Here is a 19,176-nt window from a genome sequence, read left to right on the forward strand (position 1 = left end):
ACCCTCGTTCCATGGACGAACGCACCAAGGTTCTCGCGGGGGCAGCACTCATCGTGATCGGCGCAGCGACCATCCTCCTGTTCGCCCTCCCGACGTCGCTCGTGTCGGTCTCGATTCCCGTCCCGTTGGCCGCGATCGCCGCGCTCGTGCTGGCTGCAGGCACGCTGCTCGTCGGCACTTCCGAAGGAACGGTCTGAAGCGACGGCCGGGCTACAGCAGGAACGTCTCCGGACGCTCCGAGAGGTCGGTAAAGCCGTCGACGGCGTCGAGAAGCTCCTCCGATGTCGATTCTTCGAACGCCATCGCCTCGACACGGACGCCCTCGTGGCGGAGATGCGAACAGAGCCGCGAGAAGTCGCCGTCGCCGGTACAGATAACCACAGTGTCGAGATGCGGCGCGAGCGTGACCGCATCGAGGATCATCCCGACGTCCCAGTCCGCCGTTTTGGACCCGTCGGCGTGGGTCTTGATGTCCTTGATCTTGGTCTCGAAGCCGATGTTGACGAGTGCCTCGAAGAAGCTCTCCTCCTCGGGCGAGTCGGCCCGGATGACGTACGCGATCGCCCGGGTGAGTTCGCGCCCGGCGACGCCCGCGTCAAGGAGTTCCTCGTAGTCGATGTTGCGGGAGTAGACGCTCTGAGCGGTGTGGTAGAGGTTCTGCGCGTCGACCAGCACCGCGACGCGCTGGGCCGGATGGACGTTCGACATGTCGGTAATCGACAGACTGCCTGCTAAAGCGTTTCGCCACGGACGGGTGCAGTTCCGTACCGTCCATCAGAACACGTTTGTTTCTAGTCGCGGTGGCGCGTGGGAGGGCGTCTTTGACGCCCGACTCGTGTGAGGTCTGCGCGAGCGAAGCGAGCGCAGGCTCGTCAGAGATTCGCTCTGACGGTGGATGACCGAACGAGCGAAGCGAGTGAGGGAATCGGCTGGGGAGGGTGTGGCCTACGGCCTCTCGTTTGCATCGGGATTTGCCGGAGGCGAATCGGCTCGCCCCACCGGACCTGGTGTCTTCGCCCGATACATTGTGAAACGGTTCTCGGAAAGCCGCGCTGTGGTTGCGTTGCGATCGGCCCGGTACTGCGTGACTCGACGTTCGGCAGGTATCGCACGCGACGCAACGCATAAGTTCGGCGGGCGCAGTGTAGCGGGTATGCGACGGTTTACACCCCGGTTCGGCCGGCCGCCGAGCCGTGGGTGTGGTGTCCAGCGCGCGGGCACAAAACGCACCTGAGGCTGGTTCGCGGCGGGGTGGCATCCCGTCGCGCGCCGTTTTCGAGCGTCTCACCGCCGAGTCTCAACACCACCACCCACCACGACACCGAATGACACCATCCATCGACCTCGACGGCGTGTTCCCCGCGATGGCCACGCCGTTCGAATCCGACGACAGCATCGATTTCGACCGACTCCAGAGCGAAGCCCACCGCCTCGAACGCGCGGGCGTCGACGGGCTGGTTCCGGTCGGCACCACCGGCGAGAGCGCGACGCTGACCCACGACGAACACGTTGCAGTCGTTGAGACGGTCGCCGAAACCGTTTCGATCCCCGTGATCGCTGGCGCTGGCTCGAACGCGACCCGGGAGGCGCTCGATCTTGCCGAGCGCTCGCGGGCAGCGGGCGCGGACGCGCTTCTCCTGATCTCGCCGTACTACAACCGGCCCGAACCTGCGGGAATGGAGGCCCACTTCCGGGCGATCGCCGACGCGGTCGATCTGCCACAGATCGTCTACAACGTGCCTGGCCGCACGGGCCGCTCCATCGAAATCGACACCGCAGCGGCACTCGCCGACCACGAGAACGTCGCGGGCTACAAGTCGGCGAGCGGCGATGTCGGTCGGGCGAGCGAACTCGTCGAGCGCACTCGCGGCGAGGACTTTTCCGTTCTTTCGGGCGAGGACGCGCTCACGCTGCCGCTGCTCGCAGCGGGCGCTCGTGGGACGATCAGCGTCGCCGCGAACGTCGAACCCGAACGAGTGGCCGAAATGGTCCACGCAGGGCTCGACGGCGAGTTCGATCGGGCTCGCGAGCGCCACCACGAACTCGGGCCGTTGTTCCGGGCGCTGTTCTGGGAGACCAACCCGACCCCGCTGAAGGAAGCGCTGGCGATCCGTGGCCACGTCGCTGGCAACCTCCGCGCGCCGCTCTCGCAGCTCGGGACCGACCACCGCGCTTCGCTCGAAACCGTGCTCGCCGATCTCGACGACGCGAGCACCGACGACCGCGAACCACCCGTACCGGAGGCCGAACGGTGACGGTCGTCGGGGTCACGGGAGCGACGGGCGCGATGGGACGTGCAGTGCTCGAAACGGCCGCCGACCGCGACGACGTGGCGGTGGCGTTCGCGGTCAACCGTGATCCGGACGACGGTGAGCACGTCGCCGGTCACGCGGTCCACGATGCGGCCGCCCTCCCCGATCTCCTCGCCGAGCATCAGCCCGAGGTCGTGGTCGATTTCACCGGCCCCGAGTCGACGATCGAGTACGCCGGGGCCTGCGCCGAGGCCGAAGTCGGATTCGTTACCGGCACGACGGGACTCGACGACGCAGAGCGGTCGACGCTCCGCGAGGCCGCTGAAGCGATTCCCGTGCTCTGGGCGACGAACTTCTCGCGTGGCGTCAGTGCCCTTCGATCAGCGCTTACCGAGGCTGTCGCGGCGCTACCGGAGTACGACATCGAACTGACCGAAACCCACCACAACCGCAAGCACGACGCGCCGAGCGGGACGGCGACGACGCTGCTTGACGACATCGACGCGGCGCGGGGCGACGACAACACCGCACGGAACGACATGAGGGAGGACAACGCAGCCGCCGGACAGCGAACATACGGCCGTGAGGGCGAACAACCACGGACTGACGGCGAGGTCGGTGTCCATGTCCGGCGCGCCGGTGGAGTGCGGGGCGAACACGAGATACTTCTCGCGGACAACGACGAGGTGCTCACGCTCGCCCACCGCGCCGAGAGCCGTGAGGTCTTTGCGGCGGGCGCGCTCGACGCGGCGGGATGGCTCGCCGGCCACGAGGCCGGCTGGTATGCGTTCGACGACGTTATCGAGGGATCATCATGAGTCTGGAATCCGATATCGACACGCTATGGCAACGTACCGACGACGGACTGACCGCAGGCGACGCCGGCAGCGAGGAACGCGACCTGCTCGACAGGTTCCTCGACGCGCTCGAAACCGGCGAGGTCCGGGCAGCCGAGAAACGCGACGGTGACTGGCAGGCCAACGAGTGGGTCAAGCGCGGCGTTCTCCTCAACTTCAGCCTCCGCGAGACACAGAGACGGGAGTACGGCGGCGTCGACTACCACGACGTCCTCCCGCTACGGCGGACCGACGACCTCGGTGAGCGCGGCACCCGAAACACACCCGACGGCACCGTGATCCGGCGGGGCGCACACGTCGGCAGCGACGCGATCCTGATGAGTCCGAGCTTCGTCAACGCGGGCGCGCACGTGGGCGACGGCACCCTCGTCGACTCGTGTGACACGGTCGGTTCGTGCGCCCAGGTCGGTGCGGATGTCAAGCTCGGCGCGAACACGCTCATTGGAGGAGTGCTCGAACCGGTCGAGGACGCCCCCGTAGTGATCGAAGACGGTGTCTCGCTCGGCGCGGGCTGTCGTGTCACTTCGGGCTTTGTGGTCGGTCACGATTCTGTCGTCGGCGAGAACACGCTCCTAACGCCGCGGATTCCGGTGTACGATCTCGTTGAGGAAGAGATTATCTACGGTCGCCTGCCACCGGAACGCCGGGCGTTCACCCGGTTCGTCGAGTCGTCGATCGGCGATCACGACCTGTTCGACGGCGGGGCGTACAAGCCCGCCGTGGTGGCGACCGACGTCGAGGATCGAACGCTGGAAGCGACCGAACGCGAGGAAGCGCTCAGATGACCACCGAGGTTGCCAGCGCTCCGTCGGTGACGGCCGCGAACCCGCCTGTCAGACGGCTCGCCGACTGGCCGGCGGCCGATCTGCGCGATCTCGCCGCCGAGCACGGGACGCCGCTGTACGTGCTCGATCACGACCGCATCCGCGAGAACGGTGCTCGCCTTCGGCAAGCGTTCTCCGACGCCGAGATCAGCTACGCGGTCAAGGCGAACGCCATCGGGAGCGTGCTGGAAACGATCGCCGACACGGGTTTGGGAGCCGAATGCGCCTCCGCGGGCGAGGTCGTCCGTGCGCTCGATGCGGGGTTCGACCGCGTGCGCTACACCGCCGTCAACCCCCCCGGGCGTGATCTCGATCGCGTGGTCGGCCTCGCCGCGGATCACGACATCGCCATTACGGTCGGTGCGAGCGACACCCTCGATCGACTCGCCGAGCGTGGGTGGGCGGGAGAGCTGTTCGTCCGGGTGAACCCCGGCGTCGGTGCGGGCCACCACGAGAAGGTACGGACGGGTACCGACCCGAAGTTCGGGGTTCCGGGCGAACGAGTCGCGGCAGTCGTGAGCAAGGCCACGGAACGCGGGTTCGACGTTCGTGGCCTCCACGCCCACGCCGGCAGCGGGATTCTCGACACCGACGACCTCGACGCCCACCGTGCGCTGGTCGCCCGCGTCGTCGAACTGGTGGACGAAGTCGCCGGGACGGACGTCGCTCTCGATGCGGTGAACGTCGGTGGCGGGTTCGGGGTTCCCTACCGTGAGACCGAATCGCCACTCGATCTCGCGACGCTCGCCGCGGCCATCCACGAGGCACTCGGCGACCGCGACCCCGCACTCGGGATTGAACCGGGGCGGTATCTCGTCGCCGACGCCGGGGTGCTGGTGACGCGGGTCAACACCGTGAAGCCGACGCCCGAGACCACCGTCGTCGGGGTCGACGCCGGGATGACCGATCTCCTCCGGCCCGCGCTGTATGACGCCCACCACGCGATCCGATCGCTCGTCTCGGACGCCGACGAGCGCGAGACGGTGTCGACGACGGTCGTGGGGCCGGTCTGTGAGTCCGCGGACGCGCTCGCGCGGGATCGTGAACTTCCCGCACCAGCACGTGACGACCTCCTCGCGGTCGGGAACGCTGGCGCGTACGGCTACGAGATGGCGAGCACGTACAACTCCCGGCCACGTCCAGCAGTGATCGCGCTCGACGACGGCGAGTCTCGAGTCTCCGCGCGTCGCGAGACGATCGACGATCTCACGCGTTTGGAGGCCGACCGATGATCCCGATCGAGAAGTACCACGGTACCGGCAACGACTTCTTCGTGGTGGATGCAGTCGAACCCGTTGCCGACCGACGAGAGCTTGCGATCAGGCTCTGTGACCGCGAGGACGGTCTCGCGGTCGGCGGGTCGGTCGGCGCGGACGGCGTACTCTTTCTCGCACTCGAAGACGGCTACGCCTCACCCCGGGTCGTGATGACGCTGGTCCAGCCGGACGGCTCGACCGCTCCGATGTGTGGCAACGGCGCGCGGTGTGCTGCGGCGTGGGCCGCGCGACGGCTTCGTCGTCGCGGTGAGCATGAGTCCCCGGATGACGCGGACGACGAGACGACCGTGATGGTCGACACCCAGGCGGGCACGCGCCGCGCAACGGTCGATGACGATCGGAACGTAACTCTCGAAATGGGTGTCCCAAGCTTTGCGCCCGCGGCCGTCCCGGTGGCGCGCGACGAACCGCTCGTCGAGGAGCCGATCGGAGAGCTCACCGCGACGGCGGTGAGTACCGGTGTTCCTCACGCGGTCGCGTTCGTCGACGACGTCTCATCTGTGGACCTCGCTGCTGTCGCGCCGACGGTGCGCCACGCCGAAACCTTCCCTCGCGGCGCGAACGTCACGGTCGCTAGCCCCCACGACGAAGGATTCGAGCAGCGCACCTACGAGCGCGGCATCGAGGGCGAGACGCGCTCGTGTGGCACCGGCGCTGTGGCGGTCGCAGCGGTTGCGCGCGAACTCGGTCACACCGACGCGGCGTCGATCGCGGTGCGGCCGCCCGGCGGTCGCCTCGACATCCGGCTCGATGAGCGCGGCGCGACGCTCGCCGGACCGACCGAACGCGAGGGCACAGCCGAAATTCATATCGACAACCCACAGAGCGCCGAGGCCGCCGGCGACTGATCGATGATCGATCCGCTCGAATTCCTCGAACGCGCAGTCCGAACGCCATCCCACGACGATGTCGGCCCGATGCGTGACCTTCTCTGTGAAACGCTCCGCGAGGCCGGGGTCGAACCGACCGTCGACGATGCGGACAACGTGGTGGCGACGCACGAGGCCAGCGGGGACGCCGCTGACGGTCCCCACGTCGTGTTGAACACCCACCTCGACACCGTTTCGCCACACGTCCCCGCCGAACGCGACGGGGACCTCCTTCACGGTCGCGGGGCCTGCGACGCCAAGGGACCGCTGGCCGCAATGGTCGCCGTGTTTTCGAGTATCGAGCCCGACCGGGGACGGATTACTCTTGCCGTGACGCCCGACGAGGAAACCCGTTCGATCGGTGCGGCCGCGCTCGTGCCGTCGCTCGACCTCGATCCCGACCGCGGGGACGCGGTGATCGTCGGCGAACCCACAGGACTCAACGTCTGCAACGCCGCGAAAGGACGTTTCGAAGGGCGCGTCACGATCACTGGCGAGCGCGCCCACGCCGCCGAGCCACACACGGGGCGGAACGCGATCGCGATGGCCGCGCCGGTGATCGACGCGCTCGCGACGTTCGACGATCGGGCCGAGGGTCTCGACACTTACCCCGACCTCGGCGCACCGACACTCACGCCGACGCTCGTCACAGGCGGCGAGGCGACGAACCAAGTGCCCGCCGACTGTGAGATCGTTCTCGATCGCCGAAGCGTCCTGCCCGAGACCGCGGTGGGCTTCGAAACCGCGCTGAACGAGTATCTCGGTGAGCGGGTTCCGTCCCCCGACGCGGTTTCGTTCGCGTTGACCGACCGCGAAACACCGTTTCTCGAAGCGTTCGAGACGCCCGACGACGCTCGCGTGGTCAGCGTGCTCCAAGAGGCGTCGGGTGGTGCGGTGCGGCCGTTCACCGCCGCAACTGAGGCGTCGTACTTCGCACGCGAGGCCCCCACAGTCGTGTTCGGTCCGGGCGATCTCGCTGACGAGGACGGACCGGTCGCTCACGCGGATCGGGAGTATGTTCGGCTCTCGGCGGTCGAGCGCGCCACAACGATCCTCGGGGACGCACTCGCCGAATTTCTCCGAGAGACGGACGTTTAAGGACACGGCGTTCGATGGTAGGCCCATGAGTGTCGAAGGCGACGACCGCGTGCTCGAACTGCTCGAAGACGCTCGCAACGACGAGTTCGAGACTGTCATCAACTACCAGACCAACGCCGCCGCGCTCGCAGGGGTTGCGGCCGAGGAGATCGCCGACAGTCTCAGTGCCGACGTTCAGGAGGAGCTCGGCCACGCCGAGGAGATCGGTGAACGCATCACCCAGCTGGGCGGCCAGCCGAAGGGATCGTTTGACCTCGAGATGGGCCAAGAGGAGCTCCAGCCACCGGAGGACCCCACGGACGTGCTCTCGGTCATCGACGGCGTGATCGCCGCCGAGGAGGGTGCGGTCGAGACGTACCGCGAACTCATCGAGGTCGCCGAGGAGGCCGGCGATCCCGTGACCGAGGATTTCGCGACGGAACTCCTCGCCGACGAGGAAGAACACCTCGCGGAGTTCGAGGGCTACCGGAAGGAGTACGAGGACTGAACCCTCGGATCGTTCGTCGCTGCCACCATCGATCGGCGGCACGGCGCTGTAACTGCCGACGGCGGGGGGATCGACTGCCTGAAAGCGTAACCGACATGTGAGACGGTAGCGATGCGGAGACAGAAGGAATACTAAATAATGGTCGAAGCGTTGCTCGTCGTCGGGGGGCTGGTAGCGGTGTTCGTCGGGTACAACATCGGTGGCTCCTCGACGGGGGTCGCGTTCGGCCCCGCAGTGGGGAGTCGAATCACGGGCAAGACGCTCGCAGCGGTGCTGTTTACCGCCTTTGCGCTGCTCGGTGGCTGGACGGTCGGGCAGAACGTCATCACCACGATGGGCTCGGAGATCGTGGCCGAGGAGTTCACGCTCGCGGCGAGCGTGGTGTTGCTCTTCTTTACAGGAATTTCACTGCTGATTTCGAACCTGTTCGGCGTGCCGGCGTCGACCTCGATGACCGCGGTCGGCGCGATCGCCGGGCTCGGTGTGGCGAACGGCACGCTCAACGAGGACGTGATGTTCGGGATCGTCTCGGCGTGGATCGTCGCTCCCCTCGTGGCGTTCTGGATCGGCGTGCTGCTGGGCCGGTACATCTATCCACACCTCGACGCCCGGGTCTCGTTCGGGCGGATCGAGGACGGCCTGTTCGACATCGATCGGTCGGGAACGCTTCCGCGACCCCGACTCCGAGAGGGCGCGACAGCCCGCGATATCGTGGGTGCGGCGATCGTTCTGGTCGTCGCGTGCTACAACGCGTTCTCGGCCGGTGCGTCGAACACCGCAAACGCGGTCGCGCCGCTGGTCGGCAGCGGCGCAGTCGGGGTCGAGGCGGGCACGCTGCTCGCGGTCGGCGCGATGGGGATCGGCGCGTTCACGATCGCTCGGCGCACCCTCGATACGGTCGGCGATGGGATCACCGACCTCCCGATCCTCGCCGCGATCCTCGTCTCGCTGATCGGCGCGTCGATCATCACCGTGCTCTCGAACTTGGGGATCCCGGCGAGTCTCGCAGTCAGCATGACGTCCTGTATCATCGGGCTCGGATGGGGGCGAGCCTCTCGTACGGTCACGCTGGTCGACGCCGCCGGGACCGCGATCGAGGGCGAGGGCCGTCCGGACGTCTCCGTGGGCGCGCTCGTCCCTGCGCGGGTGAGCGAGGCGCGAGCTGAACCGGGGGCCATCGATGCGACCAAAGGACCCGCACAGGGCCCGACGATCGGCGAGGTTGCCGACGCCCAGACGCCCCCCGACGCTCGGCAATCCGGTACGCCTGTGGACGATGCTCCTGCCGAGCCCGTCCCGAAGATCGGCGAGGAAGACCCCGAGGCGCTCGCGGCGGGGGACCTGTTCGATCGGGCGGCCACCGGACGGATCGTCTCGATGTGGCTACTCACGCCGACGATCTCCGCGATCGGCTCGTACCTCGTGTTCGCGTTCGTGCTGTGACGGCGACGGCGACGATCCGAGTCGCGACCACCCAGCCCGCGCGATCGAACGGAAATCGCTTTCCTCACCCGAACGTAACGACACCGCATGAGCGAGTCCACGACACAAGTCCTCGTCCCGATCGACGGGTCGCCGCGCTCGGAGCGCGCGCTCGATCACGCCCTCGATATGTCGGACGTCACCATCACCGTTCTCACCGTGATCGATCCGTTCGACGTCGATCCGCTCTCGCCGGGCCTCCAGTCGCCGACCGGGGTGCCCGGGATGCCCGGCTACTCCGAGGAGTGGTACGAGAGCGCGAAAGCCGACGCCGAGGAACTCCACGCCGACGCCCGCGAGCGCGCCACCGAAGACGACTTGGAGGTGGTGAGCGAGATCGTCTTCGGTCGGCCCGCGCGCCGGATCGTCACCTACGCCGAGGACAACGACATCGATCACATCGTTATCGGGAACCACGGACGCGAGGAGTTCCCTCACGTCCTGCTCGGCAACACCGCCGAGTCGGTGGTCCGCCGGTCGCCAGTGAACGTGACCGTCGTTCGGTGAGCTGCCGGCTGTCGAGTAGCACGCCTTTTTGTCCTCGGCCGTCGGAGACCGCCGCATGGCACGAAAACAGGCAGTCCGCGAGCGGATCGTCGACAGCGGCGTGACGGCCGTCCTCCGGGGAATCGACGAGGAGGACATGGTTCCGGTCGCTGAAGCGATCCACGCAGGCGGCGTGACCGCGATCGAAGTGACCGCCGACGCGAAGCGGTGTACCGAGATGATCGCCGCGGTCGATCGGGCGCTCGCGGACACCGACGCCGTCGTGGGGGCCGGGACAGTGATGGATGCGCCGGCAGCGCGTAACGTGATCGAGGCCGGCGCGGAGTTCGTGCTCGCTCCGAACCTCAACGAGGACGTCGTGACGGTCTGCAACCGCGAGAACGTGGTCTGCATCCCCGGCGTGATGACACCGACCGAAGCGGATCGCGCGATGGCAGCCGGGGCGGACATCCTGAAACTGTTCCCCGCATCGACGGTCGGTCCTGACCACATCGGCGCGCTCCGAGGCCCACTCGGCGACGTGCCGGTGATGCCCACGGGCGGTGTTTCGGCCGACAACGTCGGCGAGTACTTCGACGCCGGTGCGGTCGCGGTGGGAGCAGGGTCGGCGCTGGTGGATTACGACGCCATCGAACGCGAGGACTGGGACGCGGTACGCGACTCCGCCGCAGAATTTGTCTCGGCCGTCGAGGACGCGCGGTCCTGAGGACGGCCGGGCCAGACACGATGCGCGCACCGACTGACGCTCACTCCACGTCGCCGGCCAGATCGCTCGCCACACCGGTGTAGCCAGCGGGCGTGAGCTCGTGGAGCTCCTCGCGGGTCGTCTCGCTCACGTCGAGATTGTCGAAGAGGTCATAGAAGTCTTCGAGACTCGTGCGGCGGCCCCTGGTGAGCTCTTTGACTCGTTCGTAGGCGTCGGTGTGGCCCTCGCGACGAAGGATCGTCTGGACCGCCTCACCGATGACTTCTGGGTTCGCGTCGAGGTCATCGGCCATTACCTGCTCGTTCGGGACGACCTTCGCCAATCCGGCCTCGGTCTTCCGGTAGCCGATGCAACAGTGTGCGAGCGCCGCACCGATATTTCGCTTCACCGTCGAATCCGAGAGGTCGCGCTGGAGCCGCGAGGTGGTGATGTACTCCCCGAGGAAATCGAGATCCGAATTCGCCTTCGAGAGGTTGCCCTCGCTGTTCTCGAAGTCGATCGGGTTCACCTTGTGGGGCATCGTCGACGAGCCGGTTTCGTCCGCATCGGTACGCTGGCCGAGGTAGCGCTGGCTGACGTAGTGCCACGCGTCGCGATCGAGGTCGAGAAGGACGGCGTTCGCTCCCCGCAACGCGTCGAACAGCGCCGCGAGGTCGTCACACGGGTTGATCTGGGTGACGGGCTCGACGAACTCGAGGTCCAGAGATTCGACGAACTCGCGGGCGAACGACCGCCAGTCGACTTCCGGGTAGGCGGCGTGGTGGGCGGCGTAGGTCCCGCTCGCGCCCGCGAGTTTGCCCGCCAGCCCGCCGGCCGCGGTCTCGATGCGATCGATCGCACGGTCGAGTCGTCCCATGAAGACCGCCATCTCCTTGCCGAACGTCGTCGGTGTGGCGGGCTGGCCGTGGGTGCGTGCGAGCATCGGCACGTCCCGATTTTCACTGGCGAGATCCGCCAGCGCGCCCCTGATATCGTGGAGCGCAGGGACCAGCACCTCATCGATGGCAGGGCCGACAAGCAGCCGGTGAGCGAGGTTGTTGACGTCCTCGCTCGTGAGTCCGAAGTGGATCCACTGGTCGGCGTCGAGACTTGCGGGAAGTGCGTCGCGTACGAAGTATTCGACGGCCTTCACGTCGTGGTTGGTCGCCGGATACTTCTCGGTTCCCTCAGTTTCGATCCGTTTGATCCGCGCCGCGTCATCCTTGTCGAACTCCTCGTAGGCCGCCCGGAGTGTCGTGCGGTCGTCGCCGTCGATCGCGAGCGGTGTCGCATCGAGATCGGCGAGCGCGAGGAGGTATTCGATTTCGACGCGGACGCGAGCGCGCAACAGTGCGCCCTCGCTGACGTAGGGGACGAGCGGTTCGGTGTAGCGTGCGTACCGGCCATCGAGGGGCGAGACCGCCGAAAGCGGGCCGCGATCGGTCATGGGCGCGGATGGGACGAGCGCTCGAAAAAGCGTGCCGGTTGGTCCGATCCACGAGGTAAAATCACGCTATCGAAACGACATACCACAGCACCGAAGGTCGTGGCCCGCTTCTCGGCGATTGGTATCGATGACCCGACAGCGCTCCGTTCGGATGGTCGTCGACGGAACCGCCCTACTGGGGCGGGGAGGTCGGTAGCGTGGCGCAGCCTGGTCGCGGACTCGGAGTTCCCGACGCGCTCGACGGGGTGTTCGGCGAGGTCGGCGTCGTCGTGCTCGCGGCGCTGACCCAGCTCGGTGACGTCTGGTTCATGTCCGTTCTCGCCGGCAGCATCTATCTCGCGTCGACGCGGCCCGGCAATCCGCTCGCCCGGCGGCGCGGGGCGTTCGTCCTCGCGCTGCCGATCGTGTACGTCGTGACAGTCGGGGCGCTCAAGGGCGTCTTCACGCTTCCACGACCGCCGGGTGCCGGCGTCGCGGTCACGATCCCGTGGCTCCCACCGCTGCTCGTTCCCGTCTTCGAGAACGCCGCCACCGCCGATGGGTACGGGTTCCCGAGCGGCCACGCGCTCGGGACGACGCTGGTCTGGGGCGGCGCGGCGCTCGCCACGGACTATCGAACCCGACGTGTTCGCCTGGCCGTCGCGGGTACAGCCATCGTGCTGATGTCGTTTTCTCGACTCGCACTCGGAGTCCACTATCTGATCGACGTGGTTGCAGGGGTGGCGATCGGTGCGGTGCTCCTCTACGTGGTGTACCGGCTCGCCGACCGCGGCACCGATCCCGGTCGGGCGCTCCTCGTCGCAGTCGCGATCGGCCTCGTCGGCGTGCTCAACCAGCTCAGCTTCGACAGCGTCGCGGCGTTCGGCGTCGCGGTTGGGGCGTGGTTCGCGTGGTATGCGCTGGTCGACCGCGAGCCGGCGACACCCCGAACCACGGGGATGGCCGTTGTCAGCGTGGCGACGCTAGTGCTCGCCGGTGTACTCTTTCTCGCGCTATATCTTTCGGTGCCGCCGACACCGGTGACGGCGATCGGCAGTGCGGTCGCCGCCGCCGCGATCGTCGCCGCACCGGATCTCGGCGAGCGCGTCGTCTCGGCCGTCGGTGCGGAACGAGGGCGAACACGACCGGGATGAATCCGAACGCCTTTGCGCGCGGCGCGCACGCCTCCGATCATGACACGGATCGCCGGTGTAGCGGGCAATCGCGGACGGAACCTTTGCCGAATCGCCGACCGGAACCCCGGCGGTGCGACCCTCGCAGTGATGCTCGCAGCCGACCCCGCTGCCCCCGCACTCGACGCTGCGGCCGAGCGCGGGATTCCGACCGAAATCGTCGAGCGTGGCGACGACGAGTCCGACGCAGCCCACGAGCGGCGACTCCTCAACCGGCTCAACGAGTACGATATCGACCTGGTCTGTCTCGACGGCTACATGCGCGTGCTCACGAACGAGTTCATCGACGGCGCGCCGCTCACGTTCAACATCCACCCATCGTTGCTCCCTGCATTTCCAGGGGTAGACGCCCACAAGCAGGTGCTCGACGCGGGCGTGAGCGTGACCGGCTGCACGGTTCACGTCGTCACCGAAACGGTCGACGACGGCCCGATCGTGACCCAGGAAGCCGTCCCGGTCTACGACGATGACGACCCCGACTCGCTCAAGCAGCGCGTGCTCACCGAGGCGGAGTTCGCGGCCTATCCACGTGCTATCCGGTGGTTTGCCGAGGGACGACTCACAATCGAGGACGAGGGCGACGACCACCGAGTTCGCGTCGAGGGCGACACCAGCGGTGGTAGCGGTGGCGATGACGCTGCTGGCGATGGTAACGGAAGCGACACGGACGCTGCATTCCCGGCGCGGCGCGTGACGAGCACCGAGCGCGCCGCCGAACTCCGGTACGGCGAGAACCCACACCAGGCGGCGGCGGTGTACGCCGACCCGACCACCGATGCAGCGAGTGTCGTCGACGCCGAACAGGTGAACGCTGGCGCGAAGGGGCTGTCGTACAACAACTACAACGACACCGACGCCGCGCTCGGCCTCGTCCGGGAGTTCGACGAGCCGGCGGCCGCAGTGATCAAACACACCAACCCGGCGGGGTGTGCGACCGCCGACGACCTCGCGACCGCCTACGACCGCGCGCTCGCCACCGATCCGATGAGCGCATTTGGCGGGATCGTCGCACTGAACCGGGAGTGCGATGCAGCGACCGCCGAGCTGATCGTCGAATCGTTCAAAGAAGTCGTCATCGCACCGGGCTACACCGACGATGCGCTCGCGGTGCTCACGGACGAGGACAACCTCCGAGTGCTCGATACCGACGGGTTCGGCCCCGAAGCAGGACGGTTCGTCGAGAAACCCATCACCGGAGGGCGGCTCGTTCAAGAGCGCGACAAACAGGTGCTCGCGCCGGACGGACTAGAGGTCGTGACCGAGCTTGAGCCGACTGCCGAACAGATGGAGGCGATGTGCTTCGCGTGGCAGGTCATCAAACACGTGAAGTCGAACGCCATCGTCTTCGCCGACGGGACCCAAACTACTGGAGTCGGGATGGGTCAGGTCTCTAGAGTCGACGCGGTGCGGCTCGCGGCGATGAAGGCCGACGAGCACGCCGAGGGGACCGAGGCGGCAGGGTCGGTGATGGCTTCCGACGCCTTCTTCCCGTTCCCCGACGGGGTCGAGGCGGCAGCGGAGGCGGGCGTGGAGGCGGTCGTCCAGCCCGGTGGTTCGGTGAACGACGACGACGTGATCGCCGCCGCCGACGATCTCGGGCTCTCGATGGCGTTTACCGGCCAGCGCGCGTTCCGCCACGACTGACTGCGGCCGTCCTGCTTCGCTCACAGCGTCTCCAGTCGCTCGGCAGTCAGACCGGCCAGCTCTCCGGTCAGCTACCGTTCGTGTTTTCCTTCGGGTATCACAATCGCTAAAGGGACGCCGACCGATCTGTGTAATACACTCACTCCGAACCGTCGCTCGATCGCTCGGGGTGTACAAACTGCTAGTATGAACGGAACGAACCACGTCGACGCCACCGATCGGTCTCCTACTTCCTCACGTCGTCGGTTTCTCTCGGTCGCCGCAGCCGGTACGCTCGCGAGCATCGGCGGGCTCGGCAGCGTTGCAGCCCAGTCCGAACCCGAGATCATCCGACTCGGCGGCGAAATCGCCGGCTGGCAGGGCCGTGCGCCCGACACGATCGCCGACGAGACGAACCCCACCCTCCAGCTCGAAGCCGGCACCACCTATCGGGTAGTCTGGGAGAATTTGGATGGAATGGGTCACAACGTCGCGCTGCTCGACGGCGACGGCAACGTACTCGAACGCACCGAAGTGATGAGCGAGGAGGGCGCGACCCAGTCCATCGAGTTCACCGCGCGCGAGGCGATGGCCGAGTACGTCTGCGAGCCACACATCACCTCGATGCAGGGGACGATCTCCTTCGGCGACGGGTCGGGCGGCGGAACGACCACTCCGACACCAACCGAGGGCGGTGAGTCCGAACCGTATATTTCATCGGGCGCGTCGGTCCGGCTCGAAACGATCGTCGATGGCGGCCTCGTGGCCCCGGTCGATTTCGAGGTGCCACCGGGCACGTCGAGCCGACGGTTCATCGCGGACCGACTCGGGCAGGTGTATCTCCACACCGACGATGGGCTGCGTGAGGAGCCGTACGTCGACGTGAGCGATCGGATGGCCGAAGTCGGCGGCGAAAAAGGACTGCTGGGGATGGCGTTCCATCCCGAGTTTCAGTCGAACGGCCGATTTTTCCTGCGCTACAGCGCGCCGTTGACCGAGAGTGCACCCGATTCGTACTCCCATACCGAAGTGCTCGCGGAGTTTCGGGCGAGCGATGGGTCAGCGACCAGCGCGAGCTTCGAACGCCGACTACTCGAAATTCCTCAGCCTCAGGACACCCATAACGCCGGCTCGGTCACGTTCGGTCCCGACGGCTACTGCTATATCGGCGTGGGCGACGGCGGCGGCGCACACGACAACAACCCCGGCCACGTCGAGGACTGGTACGAGGACAACGAGGGCGGCAACGGCCAGGACGTCACCGAGAACCTTCTGGGGAGTGTCCTCCGAATCGACGTCGACGGCGAGAGCGAGGACAAGCCATACGCGATCCCCGAGGACAACCCACTCGTGGGCGATGCCGGATTGAACGAGCAGTTCGCGTGGGGCTTTCGCAACCCATGGCGGATGGGCTTTTCCGACGGGCGGCTGTTCGTCGCCGACGTCGGCCAGAACGGGTTCGAGGAGGTCAGTATCGTCGAGAGGGACAAAAACTACGGCTGGAACGTCCGCGAGGGCACCCACTGTTTCAAACCGGGGCCCGAAGGGAGTCGCAACCCGCCCGAAGAGTGCCCGAGCCAGCTCCCACCGGACGTTCGCGGCGGCGAGCGACTCATCGATCCCGTCATCGAGTACCCACACAGCTACCAGGGCCAAGGCGTCGGCTCGGCGGTCATCGGTGGCTACGTTTACGATAACGACGCGATCGGGTCCTTGGGAGGAAAGTACGTTTTCGGCGATTTCCGGAAGACCGCCGAGACCGAGACCCCGACCGGCTCGCTGTTCGCCGCCACTCCGACCGACGAGGGACTCTGGGAGCTCGAAGAGCTCACGATCGAGAACACCGAGAGCGGTACGGTGGGCGCGTACGTCCTCGCCATTGGGCGGGACAACGACGGTGGCTTCTACGTACTGACGAGCGCCGAAACCTCGGAGGGACGAACCGGCGCGGTCCACCGCATCCGTCCGCCGCAGAGCGCGGCACAGCGCACGACCGCGACGCCCAACAACGGCTCCGCTGGCAACGCGACGACGGCCAACGCCACGGCCGCCAACGCGACACCGATGGCTGGATCGACGACGAACGCGACCGTCAACGGGACTCCGACAACGAGCGCAACGACCGCCAACGCAACCACGACGGCGAACGCCACGCCAGCAAACGCCACTACGTCGGCGATCCCGGCCGCGACTACCGTGACTGAAGCGGACGGCACCGCAGCGACCACGACCGGAACGACCGCCACCGAACGCGTCGGCAACGAAACGACGGCCGCCGGCGGGAACGAGAGTACCGGCGACGCCGCGGGATCGAGCGGTTCCGGTCCGGGCTTTGGCGTACTTGCGGCGCTTTCGGGACTCACGATCGGTGCGGCGCGGCTGCTGTCCGGACGCGACAGCGAGTAACGCGACGAAGTGAGACAACGCCGCGGTCAGAGAACGCCGAGGCCCTGGAGGTCGCGTTCGAGTTCGTTTTTCTGCTCGTCGGTCAGCCGTCGGAGGGGGCTGCGAAGCGGACCGGCGTCGAACCCCTGGAGCGAGAGTGCTCCCTTCACGCCCGCCATGTACGGCCCCTTATCGAACGCTGCACGGATTCGATAGAGTGTTTCCTGAAGATCGCGAGCGCGGTCGCGATCACCAGCGTCGTAGGCGTCGTGGAGGTCGACCACGATCTCGGGAAAGGCGTTCGCGATCGCGCTCACACCGCCGACGCCGCCGAGCACGCGACCTACGAACTGGAGGGAGTCCGCGCCAGGGAGGACAGTGAGATCGGGGTTAGTGGCGATGGTCTGGCCGAGCCACGGGACGTCCTTGCTCGAATCCTTGATTCCAGCGATCGCGTCGATCTCGGCCAGTTCGGCGAGAGTCCCCCGCGAGAGTTCGTTGCCCGTCCGACCGGGGATGTGGTAGACGTAGATCGGAAGATCGATCGCGTCGGCGACCCGTTGGTAGTGTTCGATCGCACCCTCGTCGTCGAGCGGGTAGTAGTACGGCGTGACGATCATGACACCGTCGGCCCCTGCGTCGGCGGCGCGCTCGGCGTTGCGAACAGTATGGTAGGTACTCACCGCACCGACGCCGGCGATCACCGGAACCTCGCCGCCGACTTCGTCGACGACCGCCTCGATCACACCGACGGATTCCTCGGCGTCGAGCAATGCGAACTCTCCGTTGGTTCCGAGCGGGAACACGCCGTCGACGCCGCGATCGACCACGAACCGCGCGTGGGCGGCAGTGGTCCCGTAGTCGACGGACTCGTCGCCGTGGAAGGCAGTGACCGTCGGCGGGATCACACCACCGGATGAGAGCGGATCGGGGTTGCTGTCTGATTGCATGACACACCCCACTCGACGGACCGGCATAATATTCGCGAATTTACTATGATAGATGGCGTCGTCTGCGGCACCGGAAACGGCTCGGAACGAATCGGGTGGCTCCCGACGGACAATCCCACATTACATCGAGGGGCCGGCTCTCCGAGAGTCGATTCCGGAACGGTTAGGGCCGCGGGCGGGACACGAACGAGCATGTCACCGCGTGTCGTCACGCTCGGGGAGACGATGGTGTTGATCAACCCCGCAGAGTCGGGGCCGATGAAGTACACCACCGAGTTCAAGAAGAGCCTCGGCGGCGCGGAGAGCAACGTCGCGATCGGCCTCGCACGGCTCGGTCACGATGTCGGCTGGATCAGCAAACTCGGCGCGGACCCCCACGGCGAGTATCTCCGCTCGTTCGTCCGTGGCGAGGGTGTCGATACGAGCCACGTAACGACCACCCAAGACGCACCGACCGGGATCATGTTCAAGGAGCGCCGCGCGCTCGGCGAGAGTTCGGTGTACTACTACCGACACGGCTCGGCCGCGTCCACCATGACGCCCGCCGATCTCCCCGAAGCGTTCCTCGCCGACGCCGAGTACCTCCACCTCACCGGGATCACGCCAGCCCTCAGTGACTCGTGTCGCGAGACCGTCTTCGCCGCTGTCGAACGCGCCCGCGAGGCGGACGTGACGATCTCGTTCGATCCAAATCTCCGGGAGAAACTCTGGGACAGCACGGACGAAATGCGATCGACGCTGCTCGATCTGGTGGCGGCGGCCGACATCGTGCTGCCCGGCATCGAGGAAGGCCGAGCGCTGTTCGACGCCAAGGAACCCGAGGCCATCGCGGCGGCGTGTCTCGATCGTGGAGCCGACCTCGCCGCGGTCAAACTCGGTGCGGCGGGCGCGCTCGTCGCCGACGACTCGACGACCGAACACGTCGCAGGTTACGACGTCGAGCGGGTGGTCGACCCGGTCGGGGCGGGCGACGGGTTCGCGGCGGGCTTTCTCGCAGGCCGTCTGCGGGGTCTCGACCCGGTCGAAGCGACGGAACGCGCCAACGCGGTCGGCGCGTTCGCCACGACCGTCGCTGGCGACATCGAGGGCCTGCCTACCAGCGAGGAGCTCGAAGTCTTCCGTGGCGAGCGCGATGCAGTGTACCGATAGCGAGACTGCTCGGTAGGAACTCGGCTTCCGGAATCCCCTCTCCACGACACGCATCGTTCCCGAACGTTCCCGACAGAATAGTCAACGAAGCAAAGTATTCAAGGGCGAGTAA

General features: G+C 66.9%; 18 protein-coding genes. 15 read left to right on the forward strand and 3 right to left on the reverse strand.

Annotation, left to right across the window (positions count from 1 at the left end):
* The first annotated feature begins 11 nt into the window (after positions 1 to 11).
* On the forward strand, positions 12 to 197 hold the full coding sequence (locus tag C449_RS09715; protein ID WP_006077827.1) for a hypothetical protein: 186 nt from the start codon (positions 12 to 14) through the stop codon (positions 195 to 197).
* A gap of 13 nt (positions 198 to 210) precedes the next feature.
* On the opposite strand, the gene C449_RS09720 is transcribed toward C449_RS09715, so the two are convergent.
* Entirely contained in the window at positions 211 to 708 is a 498-nt protein-coding gene (locus C449_RS09720) for a LabA-like NYN domain-containing protein (protein WP_006077828.1), read from the reverse strand.
* A gap of 617 nt (positions 709 to 1,325) precedes the next feature.
* Between C449_RS09720 and dapA the strand changes: the two genes are divergently transcribed.
* The 10 genes from dapA to C449_RS09770 all read left to right on the forward strand — a co-directional run bounded on the left by dapA (position 1,326) and on the right by C449_RS09770 (position 10,359).
* Positions 1,326 to 2,255 (forward strand): 4-hydroxy-tetrahydrodipicolinate synthase, encoded by a 930-nt coding sequence (dapA, locus tag C449_RS09725; RefSeq protein WP_006077829.1) that lies wholly within the window; start codon positions 1,326 to 1,328, stop codon positions 2,253 to 2,255.
* Positions 2,252 to 3,070 (forward strand): 4-hydroxy-tetrahydrodipicolinate reductase, encoded by an 819-nt coding sequence (dapB, locus tag C449_RS09730; RefSeq protein ID WP_006077830.1) that lies wholly within the window; start codon positions 2,252 to 2,254, stop codon positions 3,068 to 3,070. Before dapA ends, dapB begins: the two co-directional genes overlap by 4 nt.
* Positions 3,067 to 3,894: a 2,3,4,5-tetrahydropyridine-2,6-dicarboxylate N-succinyltransferase gene (locus C449_RS09735; RefSeq protein WP_006077831.1), complete on the forward strand. Its 828-nt coding sequence runs from the start codon at positions 3,067 to 3,069 to the stop codon at positions 3,892 to 3,894. Before dapB ends, C449_RS09735 begins: the two co-directional genes overlap by 4 nt.
* Positions 3,891 to 5,165, forward strand: coding sequence for a diaminopimelate decarboxylase (lysA, locus tag C449_RS09740; protein WP_006077832.1), 1,275 nt, complete (start codon positions 3,891 to 3,893; stop codon positions 5,163 to 5,165). Before C449_RS09735 ends, lysA begins: the two co-directional genes overlap by 4 nt.
* The gene (dapF, locus tag C449_RS09745) at positions 5,162 to 6,058 is read left to right on the forward strand and encodes a diaminopimelate epimerase (protein ID WP_006077833.1); all 897 of its coding nucleotides are present in this window, start codon (positions 5,162 to 5,164) and stop codon (positions 6,056 to 6,058) included. The genes lysA and dapF overlap by 4 nt, the downstream gene beginning before the upstream one ends.
* A 3-nt stretch (positions 6,059 to 6,061) precedes the next feature.
* Positions 6,062 to 7,177: a M20 family metallopeptidase gene (locus tag C449_RS09750; RefSeq protein WP_006077834.1), complete on the forward strand. Its 1,116-nt coding sequence runs from the start codon at positions 6,062 to 6,064 to the stop codon at positions 7,175 to 7,177.
* Between the two features lie 25 nt (positions 7,178 to 7,202).
* Positions 7,203 to 7,664: a ferritin-like domain-containing protein gene (locus tag C449_RS09755; RefSeq protein ID WP_006077835.1), complete on the forward strand. Its 462-nt coding sequence runs from the start codon at positions 7,203 to 7,205 to the stop codon at positions 7,662 to 7,664.
* A 138-nt stretch (positions 7,665 to 7,802) separates the two neighbouring features.
* Positions 7,803 to 9,107 carry an inorganic phosphate transporter gene (locus C449_RS09760; RefSeq protein ID WP_006077836.1) on the forward strand — a complete coding sequence of 435 codons (1,305 nt, stop codon included), beginning with the start codon at positions 7,803 to 7,805 and terminating at the stop codon, positions 9,105 to 9,107.
* An 87-nt stretch (positions 9,108 to 9,194) separates the two neighbouring features.
* On the forward strand, positions 9,195 to 9,653 hold the full coding sequence (locus C449_RS09765; protein WP_006077837.1) for a universal stress protein: 459 nt from the start codon (positions 9,195 to 9,197) through the stop codon (positions 9,651 to 9,653).
* Between the two features lie 55 nt (positions 9,654 to 9,708).
* Entirely contained in the window at positions 9,709 to 10,359 is a 651-nt protein-coding gene (locus tag C449_RS09770) for a bifunctional 4-hydroxy-2-oxoglutarate aldolase/2-dehydro-3-deoxy-phosphogluconate aldolase (protein ID WP_006077838.1), read from the forward strand.
* A gap of 40 nt (positions 10,360 to 10,399) precedes the next feature.
* On the opposite strand, the gene purB is transcribed toward C449_RS09770, so the two are convergent.
* The gene (gene purB / locus C449_RS09775; RefSeq protein WP_006077839.1) at positions 10,400 to 11,785 is read right to left on the reverse strand and encodes an adenylosuccinate lyase; all 1,386 of its coding nucleotides are present in this window, start codon (positions 11,783 to 11,785) and stop codon (positions 10,400 to 10,402) included.
* A gap of 197 nt (positions 11,786 to 11,982) precedes the next feature.
* Between purB and C449_RS09780 the strand changes: the two genes are divergently transcribed.
* The 3 genes from C449_RS09780 to C449_RS09790 all read left to right on the forward strand — a co-directional run bounded on the left by C449_RS09780 (position 11,983) and on the right by C449_RS09790 (position 16,986).
* Complete coding sequence (locus C449_RS09780) at positions 11,983 to 12,918, forward strand: phosphatase PAP2 family protein (protein WP_006077840.1); 936 nt, start codon at positions 11,983 to 11,985, stop codon at positions 12,916 to 12,918.
* A gap of 39 nt (positions 12,919 to 12,957) precedes the next feature.
* Positions 12,958 to 14,601 (forward strand): bifunctional phosphoribosylaminoimidazolecarboxamide formyltransferase/IMP cyclohydrolase, encoded by a 1,644-nt coding sequence (gene purH / locus C449_RS09785; RefSeq protein ID WP_006077841.1) that lies wholly within the window; start codon positions 12,958 to 12,960, stop codon positions 14,599 to 14,601.
* A 186-nt stretch (positions 14,602 to 14,787) separates the two neighbouring features.
* On the forward strand, positions 14,788 to 16,986 hold the full coding sequence (locus C449_RS09790; protein WP_006077842.1) for a PQQ-dependent sugar dehydrogenase: 2,199 nt from the start codon (positions 14,788 to 14,790) through the stop codon (positions 16,984 to 16,986).
* Positions 16,987 to 17,012: 26 nt separating this feature from the next.
* Here C449_RS09790 and C449_RS09795 read toward each other — a convergent pair whose 3' ends face one another.
* A complete protein-coding gene (locus C449_RS09795) occupies positions 17,013 to 17,915 on the reverse strand; it encodes a dihydrodipicolinate synthase family protein (protein WP_006077843.1) in 903 nt (300 codons plus the stop codon).
* A gap of 192 nt (positions 17,916 to 18,107) precedes the next feature.
* Here C449_RS09795 and C449_RS09800 point away from each other — a divergent pair, with 192 nt between their 5' ends.
* Positions 18,108 to 19,064, forward strand: a complete 957-nt coding sequence (locus tag C449_RS09800) for a sugar kinase (RefSeq protein WP_006077844.1) — start codon at positions 18,108 to 18,110, stop codon at positions 19,062 to 19,064.
* The last annotated feature ends 112 nt before the right edge of the window (positions 19,065 to 19,176 follow it).

Origin of the sequence: Halococcus saccharolyticus DSM 5350, assembly GCF_000336915.1 — an archaeon.
Taxonomy (GTDB): Archaea; Halobacteriota; Halobacteria; order Halobacteriales; family Halococcaceae; genus Halococcus; species Halococcus saccharolyticus.

What these genes read in the sequence shown, in the direction of transcription:
- C449_RS09750 (WP_006077834.1), top strand. Translation starts at nt 6,062, where the DNA reads ATGATCGATCCGCTCGAATTCCTCGAACGCGCAGTCCGAACGCCATCC.
- C449_RS09755 (WP_006077835.1), top strand. Translation starts at nt 7,203, where the DNA reads ATGAGTGTCGAAGGCGACGACCGCGTGCTCGAACTGCTCGAAGACGCT.
- purH (WP_006077841.1), top strand. Translation starts at nt 12,958, where the DNA reads ATGACACGGATCGCCGGTGTAGCGGGCAATCGCGGACGGAACCTTTGC.
- C449_RS09795 (WP_006077843.1), bottom strand. Translation starts at nt 17,915, where the DNA reads ATGCAATCAGACAGCAACCCCGATCCGCTCTCATCCGGTGGTGTGATC.
- C449_RS09715 (WP_006077827.1), top strand. Translation starts at nt 12, where the DNA reads ATGGACGAACGCACCAAGGTTCTCGCGGGGGCAGCACTCATCGTGATC.
- C449_RS09760 (WP_006077836.1), top strand. Translation starts at nt 7,803, where the DNA reads ATGGTCGAAGCGTTGCTCGTCGTCGGGGGGCTGGTAGCGGTGTTCGTC.
- C449_RS09735 (WP_006077831.1), top strand. Translation starts at nt 3,067, where the DNA reads ATGAGTCTGGAATCCGATATCGACACGCTATGGCAACGTACCGACGAC.
- C449_RS09765 (WP_006077837.1), top strand. Translation starts at nt 9,195, where the DNA reads ATGAGCGAGTCCACGACACAAGTCCTCGTCCCGATCGACGGGTCGCCG.
- C449_RS09800 (WP_006077844.1), top strand. Translation starts at nt 18,108, where the DNA reads ATGTCACCGCGTGTCGTCACGCTCGGGGAGACGATGGTGTTGATCAAC.
- dapF (WP_006077833.1), top strand. Translation starts at nt 5,162, where the DNA reads ATGATCCCGATCGAGAAGTACCACGGTACCGGCAACGACTTCTTCGTG.
- purB (WP_006077839.1), bottom strand. Translation starts at nt 11,785, where the DNA reads ATGACCGATCGCGGCCCGCTTTCGGCGGTCTCGCCCCTCGATGGCCGG.
- C449_RS09770 (WP_006077838.1), top strand. Translation starts at nt 9,709, where the DNA reads ATGGCACGAAAACAGGCAGTCCGCGAGCGGATCGTCGACAGCGGCGTG.
- C449_RS09720 (WP_006077828.1), bottom strand. Translation starts at nt 708, where the DNA reads ATGTCGAACGTCCATCCGGCCCAGCGCGTCGCGGTGCTGGTCGACGCG.
- C449_RS09790 (WP_006077842.1), top strand. Translation starts at nt 14,788, where the DNA reads ATGAACGGAACGAACCACGTCGACGCCACCGATCGGTCTCCTACTTCC.
- lysA (WP_006077832.1), top strand. Translation starts at nt 3,891, where the DNA reads ATGACCACCGAGGTTGCCAGCGCTCCGTCGGTGACGGCCGCGAACCCG.
- dapA (WP_006077829.1), top strand. Translation starts at nt 1,326, where the DNA reads ATGACACCATCCATCGACCTCGACGGCGTGTTCCCCGCGATGGCCACG.